The sequence below is a fragment of the Bacillus sp. FSL R9-9497 genome (genome assembly GCF_038005805.1).
In the GTDB taxonomy this organism is placed as follows: domain Bacteria; phylum Bacillota; class Bacilli; order Bacillales; family Bacillaceae_G; genus Bacillus_A; species Bacillus_A cereus.
In genome coordinates this window covers 12,501-27,500 of sequence record NZ_JBBOTY010000001.1, presented here as the reverse complement: position 1 = coordinate 27,500, position 15,000 = coordinate 12,501, and the positions used below count along the sequence as shown (strand labels likewise).

Sequence of the window (15,000 nt, the reverse complement as noted above, 5' to 3'; positions counted from 1 at the left end):
AAATCGCACCACGTAACACATGATATACACCTTGATACTCTTTCATTTTTTCCATCGCGATTACATCTTTCGGTTCTTGCACGACACAAACAACTGATTGATCTCGATGTGAATCATTACAAATATAACAAGGATCACGATCAGTAATATGTCCGCATACAGAACAGTACGCTAAATCTCGCTTCGCATTTACAAGTGCTTTCGCGAAACCTAACACGTCATCTTCTTTCATATCTAATACGAAAAATGCCAATCGAACCGCTGTTTTCGGTCCGATACCTGGCAACTTCATAAAACTATCGATTAGTTTTGATATTGGTTCTGGATAATGCATGTATCAATATCCTCCTAGAACATTCCACCTGGTAAGTTTAAGCCTTTTGTAAATTTACCCATTGTAGAGTTTGAAAGCTCATCAGCCTTTTTAAGTGCATCATTTGTTGCAGCTAACACTAAGTCTTGTAACATTTCGATATCTTCTGGATCTACAACTTCTTCTTTAATCTTCACTTCAAGAATTTGCTTGTGACCATTTGCGATAACTGTAATCATTCCGCCGCCAGCTGTACCTTCAACTGTTTTTTCACCAAGCTCTTCTTGTGCTTTCGCCATGTCCTTTTGCATCTTTTGCATTTGTTTCATCATGTTATTCATATTTCCCATTCCGCCACGCATCATAATTAATTCCTCCTAATTATTATTACTCTTTTATTTCAATGAGTTCTTGCCCTACTAATTTCACTGCCTCTTCTATAAGAGGGTCTTCCCTTTTCTCTGGGCTTTCTTCAGACTCTCCACCTTCACGTTGTAAAAAGTCTTCACGGATTTTACCCCATTCACTTTTTGGAATGGCAATCATATTTAACCTTTTACTTAGCAATTCAAATAAAGCTTGTTCTACTGTATCCATAGCTTCTCGATTTTCGCTCGCCATCTTACAGTGAATCTCATATTGAAATGCTAAAACGTAAGTGTCATCTGAAGCTGCCACTGGTTCGCTATTTTCTAGTAAAACAGCAAACGCTACTTTGTTATATGATTTGAGTCTTCCTAACAACTCACCCCATACAGCTTTTAATTGTTCTAAATCTTGACGCTTCGCTTGTTTTAATACTTCATTTACACGTCCGACAGGAATCTTCATACTTCCTGTTCTTACCGGCTTTGGTGTTGCACGTGTCTCTCTTACTTCCTGTTGTACACCAGCTGGCACACCGTTCTTTTTAACTTGCTCTAACTCTTTCTCCAGTTGCTGCATCCTGTTCATAATTGCTTGCAAACGATCTGTACCATTTGCTTGCATCATAAACTGTTGACACAATTGCACCATAACAACTTCTAAGAAAATACGCGGATGATTTGTCCACTTCATTTCCTGTTGTCCCTTACTAAGGGTATGAATAATCTCATAGATCACTTCCGGTTGCATTTCTTCACTCAACTTACGGAATTGATCATCTACAATTACTCGTTCCAACATATGTTCTAGTTGCGGTGAAGTTTGATATAAAAGCATATCACGATAATAGTAAATGAAATCCTCCATAAAACGAACTGGATCCTTCCCTTTACTCATCATTTCATCTATGATTTGCAATGCTCTTGATACATCATTTTCACGTATGCATTCTACTAAATTGCCTAAGTATTGCTGAGAAACAGATCCTGTTACGGCCAATACATCTTCTGTCGTAACGGTCTCATCACTATAAGATATAGCCTGATCAATAAGACTAAGTGCGTCACGCATACCACCTTCAGCAGCACGCGCAACAATTTGTAATGCCTCATCTTCCACTTGCGTACCTTCATTTGTCACGACCGTTGATAATCTCTCAACAATATCATTCACTGATATTTTTCGGAATTCAAAACGCTGACAACGTGAAATAATTGTAGGCGGGATCTTATGAGGTTCTGTTGTCGCCAAAATAAAGATAACATGTCCTGGCGGCTCTTCTAAGGTTTTTAAAAGCGCATTGAATGCACCCATAGAAAGCATGTGAACTTCATCAATAATGTATACTTTATATTCTACAGCACTTGGAGCATATTTTACTTTATCTCTAATATCTCGAATTTCATCTACACCGTTATTTGAAGCCGCATCAATTTCTAATACATCTGAAATGGATCCTTGTGTAATTCCTAAACAAGAAGGACATTCATTACAAGGTTCAGCTACCGGAGCATGTTCACAGTTAATTGCTTTTGCAAATACTTTTGCAATTGTCGTTTTTCCTGTTCCCCTCGGGCCAGAAAATAAATAAGCATGTGAAACTTTCTCTTGAAGAAGGGCATTTTGCAACGTTTTTGTTACGTGCTTTTGACCGACTACATCTTCGAACTTTTGCGGTCTCCATGTTCGGTATAACGCTTGGTATGACACGAAAATACGGCCTCCCTCAAAGGTTATTATCTCATTTATTATAACCCATTCTGTTTATAGATTCCAAAAGTTATTTTCTATACAAAAAACTCACCTTAATATAAAGGTGAGTTTTGTATACATATATAACTGCCGTGCACCCTCCGTCGATTACGTACCATAAGCGTTACTCAAGCAGTTAGCTCGGTTCAGGCACTCCTGCGGCACACGAGAAGACCCGCTTATTGCTGCTTCCTTCCGGACCTGACAAGGTTCACGGGGTCCCGTTGCGCAGGACCCAAACGTCAACACCACTTACTTAAGGCAGACCTTACAGCAACATAACCTCGAGAGGGGATTCGGCCTCGCTAGAGCGGATTGCGAGTATAGGGCACCGCTACCTCCCCGCTTAGCACGGCAAAGTTAAAACCAATATTCGGTTGCCTTCATTAAAGGCATTATCAGTATAACTTGTTTCTTTATAAAATGCAAATACGTTAGTTCCCATTATTTTTACCTAATTTTTTTATCGCTTTTCTTTTTTTACGAAGTTCTCTAAAAAAGCTTGTTAACAACGTACCGCATTCTTCCTCTAGTACACCAGATACTACTTCACATTGATGATTGAAGCGTTCATCCGTTAAAAGATTCATCAATGTCCCTGCACATCCGCCCTTCGGATCACTTGCACCATATACAACTCGCTTCACTCGTGATAAAACAATTCCACCCGCACACATTGGACAAGGTTCTAATGTTACATACAATGTTGCATCTTCTAAACGCCATGTCCCTAATTTTTTACATGCCTCATCTATCGCTAGCAACTCAGCATGAGCTATTGATCTCTGCTCAGTTTCCCTTAAATTATGGGCAACACTAATTAACTCACCATCTAACACTATAACTGCTCCAATTGGTACTTCCTGTATTTCCTCTGCCTTTTTAGCTTCTTCTATCGCTAATTGCATAAAATAAATATCTTGATCTTGTTCCATAACATAGTCCTTTCATTACAAATAAAGTACACTTATTTCCATTTACTACACAGGGGATAACTTTTACAAATTCAATCCACCCTAAAAGAAAAAAGAGAGGGGATTACATATGAAAAATACCGCCTTGCTCATTATCGATATGATTAATGACTTTCAATTTTCCCACGGACCCATTCTAGCTAAAAAATGTGAAATTATAACAAACCCTATTTTACAATTAAAGAAAAAAATGAAATCCTTCGGCTGTCCTATAATTTACGTTAATGACCATTATCAACTTTGGAGATCTGATATCGACCAACTTATTACTCATTGTACAAATGAATATAGCGAAAACATAATCCATAAGATTGCTCCAAGTTCTGATGATTACATTTTTATTAAACCACATTATTCCGCTTTTTATGAAACACCTTTAAATTCATTACTAGGTTATTTAAAAATAGAAAATCTAATATTAACAGGGGTTGCCGGAAATATATGTATCCTATTTACAGCTAATGATGCTCATATGAGAAATTATACATTGTATGTACCAGAGGATTGTATCGCCTCTAACAACGACCAAGATAATATACATGCTTTAAAAATAATGGAAACTACATTGAAAGCAACTATAACATCATCAACCAAAATAAAATTTAATTAATACATATATCTATTTTCTAACTTTTTATATCAAATTAACCCGCTCGCTTCCCTCTTGTGCTACAATAATTCTGTTTTGTGTTTTTAGTAGTCACGGTAAATCACTGATTGAAAGGAGGAAACAGCGTGACCGGAGTACCATTTATCACGGTTGAAGGACCAATTGGTGTTGGAAAAACTTCACTTGCGAAGGAAATTTCAACTCACATGCAACTCCACTTACTAAAAGAGATTGTTGATGAAAATCCCTTTTTAGGAAAGTTCTATGAAGACATCGACGAATGGAGTTTTCAAACAGAGATGTTCTTTCTTTGTAATAGATACAAACAATTAGAAGACATTAACATAAAGTATTTGAATCAAAGGAAACCAGTAGTAGCGGATTACCATATCTTTAAAAATTTAATTTTTGCATCCCGCACATTAAAAGACTCCCAATATGACAAATACATGCAAATTTATCGTATCCTTACACAAGATATGCCTGTGCCAAATGTCATTGTTTATTTAACAGCTAGCCTAGAAACATTGCAAAAACGAATCGCCATGCGCGGAAGAGAATTTGAAAAAAACATGGATCCAAATTACTTACTACAACTCACAAAAGATTATGAAACAGCAATGGATGCTTTTAAAAAAGATCATCCGGAAATACCAGTATTGAAATTTAATGGAGACGATATGGATTTTGTAAAAAATCCTGATGATTTAAACGTCATCCTATCTGCCCTTCAAAATACTCTCTTAAAGGAGTCGAAATAATAATGAATTTAAGGCAAAAATATGATATACCTAATGACGCAGTAATCACTATCGCCGGAACGGTAGGTGTGGGTAAATCAACTATGACAACTGCATTAGCTAATGCTTTAGGTTATCGCACATCATTTGAAAAAGTAGATTCCAATCCATACTTGGACAAGTTCTATGCGGACTTCACTCGCTGGAGCTTCCACCTACAAGTGTACTTTTTAGCAGAGCGATTTAAGGAACAAAAAAGAATTTTTGAATATGGTGGCGGTTTTGTTCAAGATCGTTCCATTTACGAAGACACTGGAATTTTCGCAAAGATGCATCATGAAAAAGGAACAATGACGGAAACTGATTATGAAACATACAAAGGTTTATTTGACGCTATGGTCATGACTCCTTACTTCCCTCATCCAGACTTATTAATTTACTTAGAAGGTTCTTTCGATGATATTGTCGATCGTATTCAAGAACGCGGGCGCCCAATGGAACAGCAAACACCAATTGAGTACTGGAAAGAAATGCATGGACGTTATGAAAACTGGATTAACAACTTTAATTCATGCCCTGTATTACGCTTAAATATTAATGAGTACGATATTTTAAAAGATGGTGATTCAATCGAACCAATCATTAAAAAAATTGGCCATTTTTTAAAACAAACACGTAAACTTGTAAAATAAAAAACCCGTGCATATGCACGGGTTTTCCTATTAAATTACTTCTTCTTTGTTGGAGCAATAATTTCACTCTCAGGTTTTCCTGCGTTAATGCGCTGACGAACAGTACTTGTACTAATATCGTATGCTTCAGCAATTTCTTTAACAGTCATTTCTTTCCCGTTAATTACTGCCGTTAATACTTTACCTGTACGTTTTGGAGCCGCCGCTTTCTTTACAGCTGCTTTTTTAACTTGTTTTGGCGCCTCTACTTTACTCGTAGCTTGTTTTACATCACAAGTACAACCACAAAGTTTACGGAATGTATCATCACTAATAATGCGTGATACGTTTGCACCACTGTTTAAAATTCTATTGTTCTTACAGACAGGACATTGTACATAATATAAAGTTTTTCCATCTAAAGGAAACGTTTGTATAATAAGATCCATGTTGACTCCTTTCATATCTATGAAGATAATCATCGGAATATGAGTGTGTAATAAGGACAAAATTACCTTACACCATACTTTATGATTGGTTTTAAAATAAAAACTCGTTACGTGTTGGTAACGAGTTCTCCAATCTCCACTTATATGCGCTGTTGTCAATTATATCTGGAGGAGGTAGAGGGATTCGAACCCCCGCGCGACTCTCGCCGCCTGTCGGTTTTCAAGACCGATCCCTTCAGCCAGACTTGGGTATACCTCCATATTGACATCAAATATAATATCAAAAGAAAAACAGTTAGTCAACCCTACTAAAATAAATTATGAGGAAAGGAAAATTTTACTTTCCCCTTCCTACATTACAGTACTGACAACGCTCATAATTACCAATCACTCATACCGATGAATGTTTAAATTTACTTAATAACTGTTTTTCCTCCCATATAAGGGCGAAGAACTTCTGGAATTATAATTGTACCATCTTCTTGTTGGTAGTTCTCTAAAATAGCTGCAACCGTACGTCCGATTGCAAGACCAGATCCATTTAATGTATGAACATGTTCTGGTTTTCCATTTGGCTCACGGCGGAAACGGATATTTGCACGTCTCGCTTGGAAAGCTTCAAAATTACTACAAGAAGAAATTTCACGATATGTGCCATAGCTTGGAATCCATACTTCAATATCGTATTTCTTCGCTGCTGTAAATCCTAAATCGCCTGTGCACATGCTCATAACGCGATATGGCAACTCTAATAATTGTAACACGCGTTCTGCATCATTTGTTAATTTTTCTAATTCTTCATAAGAATCTTCTGGTTTTACGAACTTCACAAGCTCTACTTTATTGAACTGATGCTGGCGAATTAAGCCACGTGTATCACGACCAGCTGAACCTGCTTCAGAACGGAAGCAAGAGCTAAATGCAGCATATCTTATAGGCAATTGCTCTTTATTTAAAATCTCATCACGATGCATATTCGTTACAGGTACTTCAGCTGTTGGAATTAAGAAGTAATCTTCACTTTCAATACGGAATGCATCTTCTTCAAACTTTGGAAGTTGTCCTGTTCCCGTCATACTTGCACGGTTTACCATATATGGAGGTAATACTTCTTCATATCCATGCTCATCAGTATGAAGATCAAGCATAAAGCTAATTAAAGCACGCTCTAATCTTGCACCAGCACCTTTGTAAAATACGAAGCGGCTTCCTGTTACTTTCCCAGCGCGTTCAAAATCTAAAATTCCTAAATCAGTAGCAAGATCCCAATGTGGTTTTGGCTCAAAAGTAAATTCTTTCACTTCTCCCCAAGTACGTGCTACTACATTATCATCCTCTGTTTCACCAACTGGAGCAGATTCATGAGGGATATTTGGAATAGATAACATTAATCTTTCTAAGTCTTCTTCAACTGTACGAAGTTCGTTATCAAGATCCTTTACTTTTTCTCCAACCTCACGCATTTCTAAAATTAGAGCTTCTGCATCTTTCTTTTCGCGCTTTAATACAGAAATTTGTTGAGATACTTCGTTACGTTTACTTTTTAATTCTTCTGTCTGAACAAGTAGTTCTCTTCTTCTCGTATCAAGTTCTTCAAAACGGCCGAAATCAGTTAAATCTTCGCCTCTATGCTGTAATTTCGCTTTTACTTCTTCAAAGTTTGTACGTAAAAATTTAATATCAAGCATTATATACTCCTCCTTTTATTTTATAAAACACAAAAAACTCCCGTCCCTATATAAAGGGACGGGAGTTAACCCGCGTTGCCACCCTAGTTGAAAGCATTACCGCTTTCCTCTCAAGTAGAAATAACGGCTCTTCACCGGGAATGCTTACTAATCCAAAAGATATTCCACATTCCATTCCAGGATGGATTCACAAACTGTTTCTATCGATTTCCACCAACCATCGACTCTCTATAAGAAACGACATTTGTTACTATTTCCTATCAACACGCTTATTTTATAAAATTGTTACCATCAATTTACTATAATCTTATACAAGTTGCAAGTTACTTATACAACTTTTTTCATTTTCGCTTCTTTTACCATTTCAACAAAGTATGCTGTCACACGATGATCATCTGTTAATTCCGGATGGAATGAAGCAGCTAAAAACTGATCTTGTCTTACCGCTACCATTCGGTCACCATGCTTAGAAAGCACTTCAACATTATCAGCTACTTCTACAACATACGGCGCACGGATAAATACACCAATGAAGTCTTCACCCACGCCTTCAATTGAAAGCGCAGCTTCAAAACTATCCTTTTGGCGTCCGAACGCATTGCGCTCAACTGTAATATCCATAGCACCAATATGTGCTTCTTCATAGCCAATAAGTGTTTTTGCAAGAAGAATCATCCCTGCACACGTACCAAACATTGGTTTACCAGACTTTGCAAATGTACGAAGTGGTTCCATGAAAGCATACTTATCAATAAGACGGCGCATTGTTGTACTTTCACCGCCTGGTAAAATAAGACCATCAATCTCTTCAAGTTGCTCTATACGCTTTACAACAACAGCTTCTGCACCACTTGCTTCAACTGATTTTATATGCTCACGAACTGCACCTTGAAGACCTAGTACACCTATTTTCACCATTTTAAAGTTCTCCTTTAATTACCATCCACGCTCTTGCATGCGTTGTTCTGGTAATAACGTTGAAATTTCGACACCCTTCATTGCATTACCTAATCCTTTAGAAAGGCTTGCAATTAGTTCGTAATCTTCATAATGAGTCGTTGCTTCAACGATTGCACGTGCAAATTTCTCTGGGTTTTCTGATTTGAAGATACCAGATCCAACAAATACCCCATCAGCACCAAGTTGCATCATTAACGCTGCATCTGCTGGTGTTGCTACACCACCTGCCGCAAAGTTTACAACTGGTAAGCGACCAAGACGTTTAATTTCAAGTAATACTTCGTAAGGAGCGCCAGTATTTTTTGCATATGTCATTAACTCATCTTCACGTAGACTCGCAACTTGACGGATTTCTGCATTGACTTGGCGCATATGACGCACTGCCTCTACAATGTTTCCTGTTCCCGGTTCACCTTTTGTACGAAGCATAGATGCACCTTCTGCAATACGACGTGCAGCTTCTCCGATATCACGGCAACCACATACAAATGGAACTGTGTAATCACGTTTATTTAAATGGTATACTTCATCAGCAGGAGTTAATACTTCACTCTCATCGATATAGTCTACCCCTAATGATTCTAATACACGTGCTTCTACAAGGTGACCGATACGGCATTTTGCCATAACCGGAATTGACACCGCACCCATAACTTCTTCAACAATTGTTGGGTCTGCCATACGAGAAACGCCACCTGCTGCACGAATATCTGCTGGTACACGCTCTAATGCCATAACGGCAACTGCGCCTGCCTCTTCTGCAATTTTTGCTTGTTCAGCGTTAACTACGTCCATAATAACGCCGCCTTTTTGCATTTCTGCCATTCCACGTTTTACACGTTCTGTCCCTGTTACATTTGTCATGTACAAAAACCCCCCTAGGTGAATTGCTTTCCCCCGTTAAAGGCGAAAATTAAGAATACTCTTACATTCTACCACTAACTATCAGATGCTTGTCTACTACTTTTTCATAAAGTCGGTATGAAAAATAGGAATAAAAAAAAGCTCCTATCATGAGGAGCTTTTAAAACCAACCTTTTACTGTATCAACAGCACTATTCCACATGCCACTAAAGAATGAACCAATTCCGCGCATAGCACGAGTAAACCAGTTTGCTTCTTCTACTTCAGATGTTGTTACAAGATCAACTTGCAGTGACTTACCAGTTAAAAATCCAGGGTCGTTTGTATCTTTTGGCGTAATTACCATTTGACCAAGCGCAGCCCCCTTTTTAATAGGTGCTTCTTGTCCCTTACTTGATTCTTTTAATTCCGTTTTATAAACATCTTTACTTCCTTTTGGCACTGGAAGTGAAATAGCTTGTTTCGTTTGAACTGCTACATCTTTATCTTTCGCATTTTCTACTCGTACTGTTTCTTGTCCTTTTACTGAAGAACCTTTTTTATACATTTGTTTTACTTCAAAGTTAGCAAACCCATAATCATATAGCTTCTTTGTTTCATCAAAACGTGCTGTATGAGAACTTGTTTTAATAACTACAGAAATAAAACGCATTCCGTTTCTTTCAACCGTACCAGTGAAGCAATCTCCTGCTTCTGGAGTTGAGCCTGTTTTTAGGCCGTCTACGCCATCATATTCTTTAACTAAGCCCTTTAACATCCAGTTCCAGTTCGACATTGCAAACTTCTCTTTTTCTGGACGGAATTCTTTTTTAGGGATTTTTGCTGTATCTAACACTTTTGGATAATCTTTAATTAAATGTTGTGCTAAAGTTGCAACATCCTTTGCAGACATTTTATTTTCTTCATCCGCTGTTGTTCCTTCAGGATGCATTCCCTTTAAATCTTTATTCGTTAAACCTGTAGAATTGACAAATTTATAATTTTTCAACCCTAGTTCTTTCGATTTATCATTCATCATTTTTACGAAGTCTACTTCTTTACCTGCAATTGCTTCTGCTAATGCAATTGTTGCACCATTTGCAGAAAAGATTGCCATTGCCTCGTATAACTCTTTTACTGTATAAGAGCCACCATTTTCTAATGCAACATTTGATAATGAAGCATCTTGTGAAACCTTATATGCATATTCAGAAACCTTAATTTTCTGGTCCCACTTAAGTTTTCCTTTATCCACTGCTTCGTGAACTAAATATTCACTCATCATCTTTGTCATACTAGCAATGGATAATAATTCATCTGCATTCTTTTGATATAAAATTTTCCCAGAATTCGCTTCTACTAAAATTGCCGCACCTGCTTCAATGTTTAAAGCGGCTCCTGTTTCAGCTGATGCATTGCTATATGGCATAAAAATGCTACAAGCTAGTGTAAGCACTGTTACCAAAGCAATGAATCTTTTGCAAAACATACCTTTCACTTTTGCTACCCCCAATATCTATGTACTCACATAACCGTTATTCTAACATAATCAAAAAAAAATAGACAGAGATATCAAATCTCTGTCTATTTGTATATAAGACATTATAATGAGTAGTTTGGAGCCTCTTTTGTAATTTGTACGTGATGAGGATGACTTTCACGTAAGCCAGCACCTGACATACGAATGAATTGTGCATTTTCGCGTAAGAATTCTAAATCCTGTGCTCCACAATATCCCATACCTGCACGTAAGCCACCAACTAATTGGTGAACTGTATCTGCTAAAGGTCCTTTATATGGTACTCGTCCTTCAATACCTTCTGGGACAAGTTTTTTATTGCCTTCTTGGAAGTAACGATCTTTACTTCCTTTTTCCATCGCACCGACAGAACCCATACCACGATACACTTTAAATTGACGACCTTGGTAAATTTCAGTTTCTCCAGGGCTTTCTGCAACACCTGCAAACATGCTACCTAGCATAACAACATGTGCTCCTGCCGCTAAAGCTTTCACCATATCACCAGAGTACTTAATACCGCCATCAGCAATAACTGGAATGCCGTGTTTACGAGCTTCTGTTGCACAATCATAAACCGCAGTTAATTGTGGTACACCAACACCGGCTACAACGCGTGTTGTACAAATAGAACCTGGTCCAATACCAACTTTAACTACGTTTGCACCAGCTTCAATTAGTGCTTTCGTTGCTTCAGCAGTAGCAACATTTCCAGCGATAATATTTAGTGATGGATATTTAGCACGAACTTCTTTTACCTTATCAATAACACCTTTAGAATGCCCATGTGCTGTATCAAGTACAATTGCATCTACACTAGCTTTTACTAATGCATCGATGCGAAGCATAGCATCCGCTGTTACACCAACTGCTGCTCCAACTAATAAGCGTCCTTGCTTATCTTTAGCAGAGTTTGGGAATTCAATTACTTTTTCAATATCTTTTATTGTAATAAGCCCTTGTAATACACCGTTATTATCAACAAGAGGGAGTTTTTCAATTTTATACTTTTGTAGGATCTTTTCAGCTTCTTCCAGTGTAGTACCAACTGGAGCTGTAATTAATTGTTCTTTTGTCATTACGTCAGAAATTTTGATTGAGTAGTCTTGGATGAAGCGCATATCACGGTTTGTAATAATACCAACTAATTTTCGCTCATCTAAATTATTTACAACCGGTACACCTGAGATACGATATTTTCCCATAAGATGTTCTGCATCATATACTTGATGTTCTGGAGTTAAGAAGAAAGGATCTGAAATAACGCCGCTTTCAGAGCGCTTTACTTTATCAACTTGCTCTGCTTGTTGCTCAATAGACATATTCTTATGAATAATTCCTAAACCACCCTGGCGAGCCATTGCAATAGCCATGTCAGCTTCTGTTACTGTATCCATTCCTGCACTAATTAACGGGATGTTTAGCTGTAAGCTTTCAGATAAAACTGTTTTAACACTTACTTCTCTTGGTAATATATCTGACCTAGCTGGTACAAGTAATACATCATCAAAAGTCAAACCTTCTTTAACAAATTTAGATTCCCACATAATTGTTCCCCCTATGATACCAGAAATTATTATTAGTAGCTTATCAATTGGTTAAAATACTGTCAAGGACGTATATATATGTTAGAATTTTTAGACAATAAAAGGAGCGTAATATATGCATCAAACATCTTGTACTTGGCAGCAGTTAAGTTTCTTTTTTTCATCTCAAAACGTACAACGTTATCTTGCCCGTTGTTACGAAAAATCCTCTATTCAGGATGCCGAAAAAAAAAGTTTTGAAAATTGTTATCCCTTTATTTATTACTTAGAACACGGGAAAAATTATTATGAATTATATAAGACAGCTCCATTTTCCATTCAACCAATGTTGTTATTTTATGGAATTAGTCAACTTTTTAAAGCATGCCTACTAACTATTGACCCTAACTATCCTGAATCCACTACTGTTTTAGCTCATGGCGTTACAACTCGCAAACGAAAAAAACAAGGGTATCAATTTTTAGAAGATGAGGTGAAGGTACAAAAAAACGGATTATTTACTCATGTTGCAGAACAACTATTTCACATGAAACACTTAGAAGCAGAAAAATTTAACATGTTAGAATTAATGGGAAATATTCCAGAATTACAAAATTTATTTCGTTATAGTCAAAAAGGATCAACTTTATATAAAATCGATTCAACAATTAAAAATGAGCTCTCCTTTTCAGTCAACCTACTAGATCGATTACATATGACTAAAGAGAGATTTTCTCGTTACATTGAAACATCTTGTAAGCATTTATCAATACAGCACGTACCTGAGAAGACTAATGAATCGAATTTACTTTTTACAGCGCCCATTCAATCATGGAATCCTATGTACAGTACTCCTTTATACTATGAACATCTTACTAATACTTATTATTTGCCACTTACGACTGATCCTAGAAATCCTAAGCCAATATTACCTGAACTCCTCATTCATTATTTATTGCTCTATAATTTAAGCATGATTTCTAGGTATGAAACAGATTGGTGGTATGACTTACTTGGCAGTTATAGTTCTGAAGATTATCCATTTATTTATCAATTTCTAAGTATTTCTGCTCAAAAAATCCCTTACTATATTTCAAATTTTTTATTAATGGAACCAAATCTATTTCATGGGAAATAAAAAAACACAAGTCAAATGACTTGTGTTTTTAGTTGCTTGGCGACGTCCTACTCTCACAGGGACAAGGTCCCAACTACCATCGGCGCTAGAGAGCTTAACTTCCGTGTTCGGTATGGGAACGGGTGTGACCTCTCTGCCATCATCACCAAACTATGAAGGCATATTCCTTCAAAACTAGATAACATTGCTACATATTATATGGTTAAGTCCTCGATCTATTAGTATTCGTCAGCTCCACATGTCACCATGCTTCCACCTCGAACCTATCAACCTGATCATCTTTCAGGGATCTTACTAGCTTACGCTATGGGAAATCTCATCTTGAGGGGGGCTTCATGCTTAGATGCTTTCAGCACTTATCCCTTCCGCACATAGCTACCCAGCTATGCCCTTGGCAGAACAACTGGTACACCAGCGGTGCGTCCATCCCGGTCCTCTCGTACTAAGGACAGCTCCTCTCAAATTTCCTACGCCCACGACGGATAGGGACCGAACTGTCTCACGACGTTCTGAACCCAGCTCGCGTACCGCTTTAATGGGCGAACAGCCCAACCCTTGGGACCGACTACAGCCCCAGGATGCGATGAGCCGACATCGAGGTGCCAAACCTCCCCGTCGATGTGGACTCTTGGGGGAGATAAGCCTGTTATCCCCGGGGTAGCTTTTATCCGTTGAGCGATGGCCCTTCCATGCGGAACCACCGGATCACTAAGCCCGACTTTCGTCCCTGCTCGACTTGTAGGTCTCGCAGTCAAGCTCCCTTATGCCTTTGCACTCTACGAATGATTTCCAACCATTCTGAGGGAACCTTTGGGCGCCTCCGTTACACTTTAGGAGGCGACCGCCCCAGTCAAACTGCCCACCTGACACTGTCTCCCGGGTCGATAAGACCCGTAGGTTAGAATTTCAATACAGTCAGGGCGGTATCCCACCAGCGCCTCCACCGAAGCTAGCGCTCCGGTTTCAATGGCTCCCGCCTATCCTGTACAAACTGTACCAAAATTCAATATCAGGCTACAGTAAAGCTCCACGGGGTCTTTCCGTCCTGTCGCGGGTAACCTGCATCTTCACAGGTACTATAATTTCACCGAGTCTCTGGTTGAGACAGTGCCCAAATCGTTACACCTTTCGTGCGGGTCGGAACTTACCCGACAAGGAATTTCGCTACCTTAGGACCGTTATAGTTACGGCCGCCGTTTACTGGGGCTTCAGTTCAGAGCTTCGCTTACGCTAACCCCTCTCCTTAACCTTCCAGCACCGGGCAGGTGTCACCCCCTATACTTCGCCTTACGGCTTCGCAGAGAGCTGTGTTTTTGCTAAACAGTCGCTTGGGCCTATTCACTGCGGCTTTCCGTTAAGAAAGCACCCCTTCTCCCGAAGTTACGGGGTCATTTTGCCGAGTTCCTTAACCAGAGTTCTCTCGCACACCTTAGGATTCTCTCCTCGCCTAC

14 protein-coding genes, 1 tRNA gene, 2 rRNA genes, 1 other RNA gene and 1 other annotated feature (2 of these 19 running past the window's edge) are annotated in these 15,000 nt (G+C 38.4%); of the genes, 4 read left to right on the top strand and 14 right to left on the bottom strand.

The window, feature by feature from the left end; translation table 11 throughout:
• The 5 genes from recR to tadA all read right to left on the bottom strand — a co-directional run.
• On the bottom strand, positions 1 to 334 hold the 5' portion of the coding sequence (recR, locus tag MKY21_RS00135; RefSeq protein ID WP_000559169.1) for a recombination protein RecR. The gene continues 263 nt to the left of window position 1, outside the view; the window shows 334 of its 597 coding nt (coding positions 1-334); the start codon lies at positions 332 to 334; the stop codon falls past the left edge of the window.
• A 14-nt stretch (positions 335 to 348) separates the two neighbouring features.
• Positions 349 to 675, bottom strand: coding sequence for a YbaB/EbfC family nucleoid-associated protein (locus MKY21_RS00130; RefSeq protein WP_014894853.1), 327 nt, complete (start codon positions 673 to 675; stop codon positions 349 to 351).
• A 25-nt stretch (positions 676 to 700) separates the two neighbouring features.
• Positions 701 to 2,389, bottom strand: a complete 1,689-nt coding sequence (dnaX, locus tag MKY21_RS00125; RefSeq protein ID WP_000121577.1) for a DNA polymerase III subunit gamma/tau — start codon at positions 2,387 to 2,389, stop codon at positions 701 to 703.
• Between the two features lie 132 nt (positions 2,390 to 2,521).
• An RNA gene (gene ffs / locus MKY21_RS00120) (signal recognition particle sRNA large type) lies at positions 2,522 to 2,786 on the bottom strand.
• 79 nt (positions 2,787 to 2,865) lie between these two features.
• Entirely contained in the window at positions 2,866 to 3,366 is a 501-nt protein-coding gene (gene tadA / locus MKY21_RS00115; RefSeq protein ID WP_044797437.1) for a tRNA adenosine(34) deaminase TadA, read from the bottom strand.
• 109 nt (positions 3,367 to 3,475) lie between these two features.
• On the opposite strand from tadA, the gene MKY21_RS00110 reads away from it, so the two are divergent.
• The 3 genes from MKY21_RS00110 (at position 3,476) to MKY21_RS00100 (ending at position 5,447) form a co-directional block, all read left to right on the top strand.
• Positions 3,476 to 4,015 carry an isochorismatase family cysteine hydrolase gene (locus MKY21_RS00110; protein WP_000798712.1) on the top strand — a complete coding sequence of 180 codons (540 nt, stop codon included), beginning with the start codon at positions 3,476 to 3,478 and terminating at the stop codon, positions 4,013 to 4,015.
• A 125-nt stretch (positions 4,016 to 4,140) separates the two neighbouring features.
• Entirely contained in the window at positions 4,141 to 4,776 is a 636-nt protein-coding gene (locus MKY21_RS00105) for a deoxynucleoside kinase (RefSeq protein ID WP_000148218.1), read from the top strand.
• A 2-nt stretch (positions 4,777 to 4,778) separates the two neighbouring features.
• Entirely contained in the window at positions 4,779 to 5,447 is a 669-nt protein-coding gene (locus MKY21_RS00100; RefSeq protein WP_001053585.1) for a deoxynucleoside kinase, read from the top strand.
• Positions 5,448 to 5,482: 35 nt separating this feature from the next.
• Here MKY21_RS00100 and MKY21_RS00095 read toward each other — a convergent pair whose 3' ends face one another.
• From MKY21_RS00095 to guaB, 7 genes are all read right to left on the bottom strand, one after another.
• Entirely contained in the window at positions 5,483 to 5,875 is a 393-nt protein-coding gene (locus MKY21_RS00095; RefSeq protein ID WP_000364196.1) for a DUF3797 domain-containing protein, read from the bottom strand.
• A 166-nt stretch (positions 5,876 to 6,041) separates the two neighbouring features.
• Positions 6,042 to 6,134: transfer RNA gene (locus MKY21_RS00090), tRNA-Ser, on the bottom strand.
• Positions 6,135 to 6,288: 154 nt separating this feature from the next.
• Positions 6,289 to 7,563 (bottom strand): serine--tRNA ligase, encoded by a 1,275-nt coding sequence (serS, locus tag MKY21_RS00085; RefSeq protein ID WP_000884186.1) that lies wholly within the window; start codon positions 7,561 to 7,563, stop codon positions 6,289 to 6,291.
• Positions 7,564 to 7,614: 51 nt separating this feature from the next.
• Positions 7,615 to 7,836, bottom strand: a binding site (T-box leader).
• Positions 7,837 to 7,890: 54 nt separating this feature from the next.
• Positions 7,891 to 8,481: a pyridoxal 5'-phosphate synthase glutaminase subunit PdxT gene (pdxT, locus tag MKY21_RS00080; protein WP_000238771.1), complete on the bottom strand. Its 591-nt coding sequence runs from the start codon at positions 8,479 to 8,481 to the stop codon at positions 7,891 to 7,893.
• A gap of 18 nt (positions 8,482 to 8,499) precedes the next feature.
• Positions 8,500 to 9,387, bottom strand: a complete 888-nt coding sequence (pdxS, locus tag MKY21_RS00075) for a pyridoxal 5'-phosphate synthase lyase subunit PdxS (protein WP_000186165.1) — start codon at positions 9,385 to 9,387, stop codon at positions 8,500 to 8,502.
• 160 nt (positions 9,388 to 9,547) lie between these two features.
• Positions 9,548 to 10,855 (bottom strand): D-alanyl-D-alanine carboxypeptidase DacA, encoded by a 1,308-nt coding sequence (gene dacA / locus MKY21_RS00070; protein ID WP_125653127.1) that lies wholly within the window; start codon positions 10,853 to 10,855, stop codon positions 9,548 to 9,550.
• Positions 10,856 to 10,968: 113 nt separating this feature from the next.
• Positions 10,969 to 12,432, bottom strand: coding sequence for an IMP dehydrogenase (gene guaB / locus MKY21_RS00065; protein ID WP_000264088.1), 1,464 nt, complete (start codon positions 12,430 to 12,432; stop codon positions 10,969 to 10,971).
• 115 nt (positions 12,433 to 12,547) lie between these two features.
• Between guaB and MKY21_RS00060 the strand changes: the two genes are divergently transcribed.
• The gene (locus MKY21_RS00060; RefSeq protein ID WP_000554288.1) at positions 12,548 to 13,549 is read left to right on the top strand and encodes a YaaC family protein; all 1,002 of its coding nucleotides are present in this window, start codon (positions 12,548 to 12,550) and stop codon (positions 13,547 to 13,549) included.
• 34 nt (positions 13,550 to 13,583) lie between these two features.
• On the opposite strand, the gene rrf is transcribed toward MKY21_RS00060, so the two are convergent.
• Positions 13,584 to 13,699, bottom strand: a 5S ribosomal RNA gene (rrf, locus tag MKY21_RS00055).
• Positions 13,700 to 13,747: 48 nt separating this feature from the next.
• Positions 13,748 to 15,000: ribosomal RNA gene (locus MKY21_RS00050) — 23S ribosomal RNA — on the bottom strand (it continues 1,670 nt past the right edge of the window).

What these genes read in the sequence shown, in the direction of transcription:
- MKY21_RS00130 (WP_014894853.1), bottom strand. Translation starts at nt 675, where the DNA reads ATGCGTGGCGGAATGGGAAATATGAATAACATGATGAAACAAATGCAA.
- tadA (WP_044797437.1), bottom strand. Translation starts at nt 3,366, where the DNA reads ATGGAACAAGATCAAGATATTTATTTTATGCAATTAGCGATAGAAGAA.
- MKY21_RS00110 (WP_000798712.1), top strand. Translation starts at nt 3,476, where the DNA reads ATGAAAAATACCGCCTTGCTCATTATCGATATGATTAATGACTTTCAA.
- MKY21_RS00100 (WP_001053585.1), top strand. Translation starts at nt 4,779, where the DNA reads ATGAATTTAAGGCAAAAATATGATATACCTAATGACGCAGTAATCACT.
- MKY21_RS00095 (WP_000364196.1), bottom strand. Translation starts at nt 5,875, where the DNA reads ATGGATCTTATTATACAAACGTTTCCTTTAGATGGAAAAACTTTATAT.
- serS (WP_000884186.1), bottom strand. Translation starts at nt 7,563, where the DNA reads ATGCTTGATATTAAATTTTTACGTACAAACTTTGAAGAAGTAAAAGCG.
- pdxT (WP_000238771.1), bottom strand. Translation starts at nt 8,481, where the DNA reads ATGGTGAAAATAGGTGTACTAGGTCTTCAAGGTGCAGTTCGTGAGCAT.
- pdxS (WP_000186165.1), bottom strand. Translation starts at nt 9,387, where the DNA reads ATGACAAATGTAACAGGGACAGAACGTGTAAAACGTGGAATGGCAGAA.
- dacA (WP_125653127.1), bottom strand. Translation starts at nt 10,855, where the DNA reads ATGTTTTGCAAAAGATTCATTGCTTTGGTAACAGTGCTTACACTAGCT.
- guaB (WP_000264088.1), bottom strand. Translation starts at nt 12,432, where the DNA reads ATGTGGGAATCTAAATTTGTTAAAGAAGGTTTGACTTTTGATGATGTA.
- MKY21_RS00060 (WP_000554288.1), top strand. Translation starts at nt 12,548, where the DNA reads ATGCATCAAACATCTTGTACTTGGCAGCAGTTAAGTTTCTTTTTTTCA.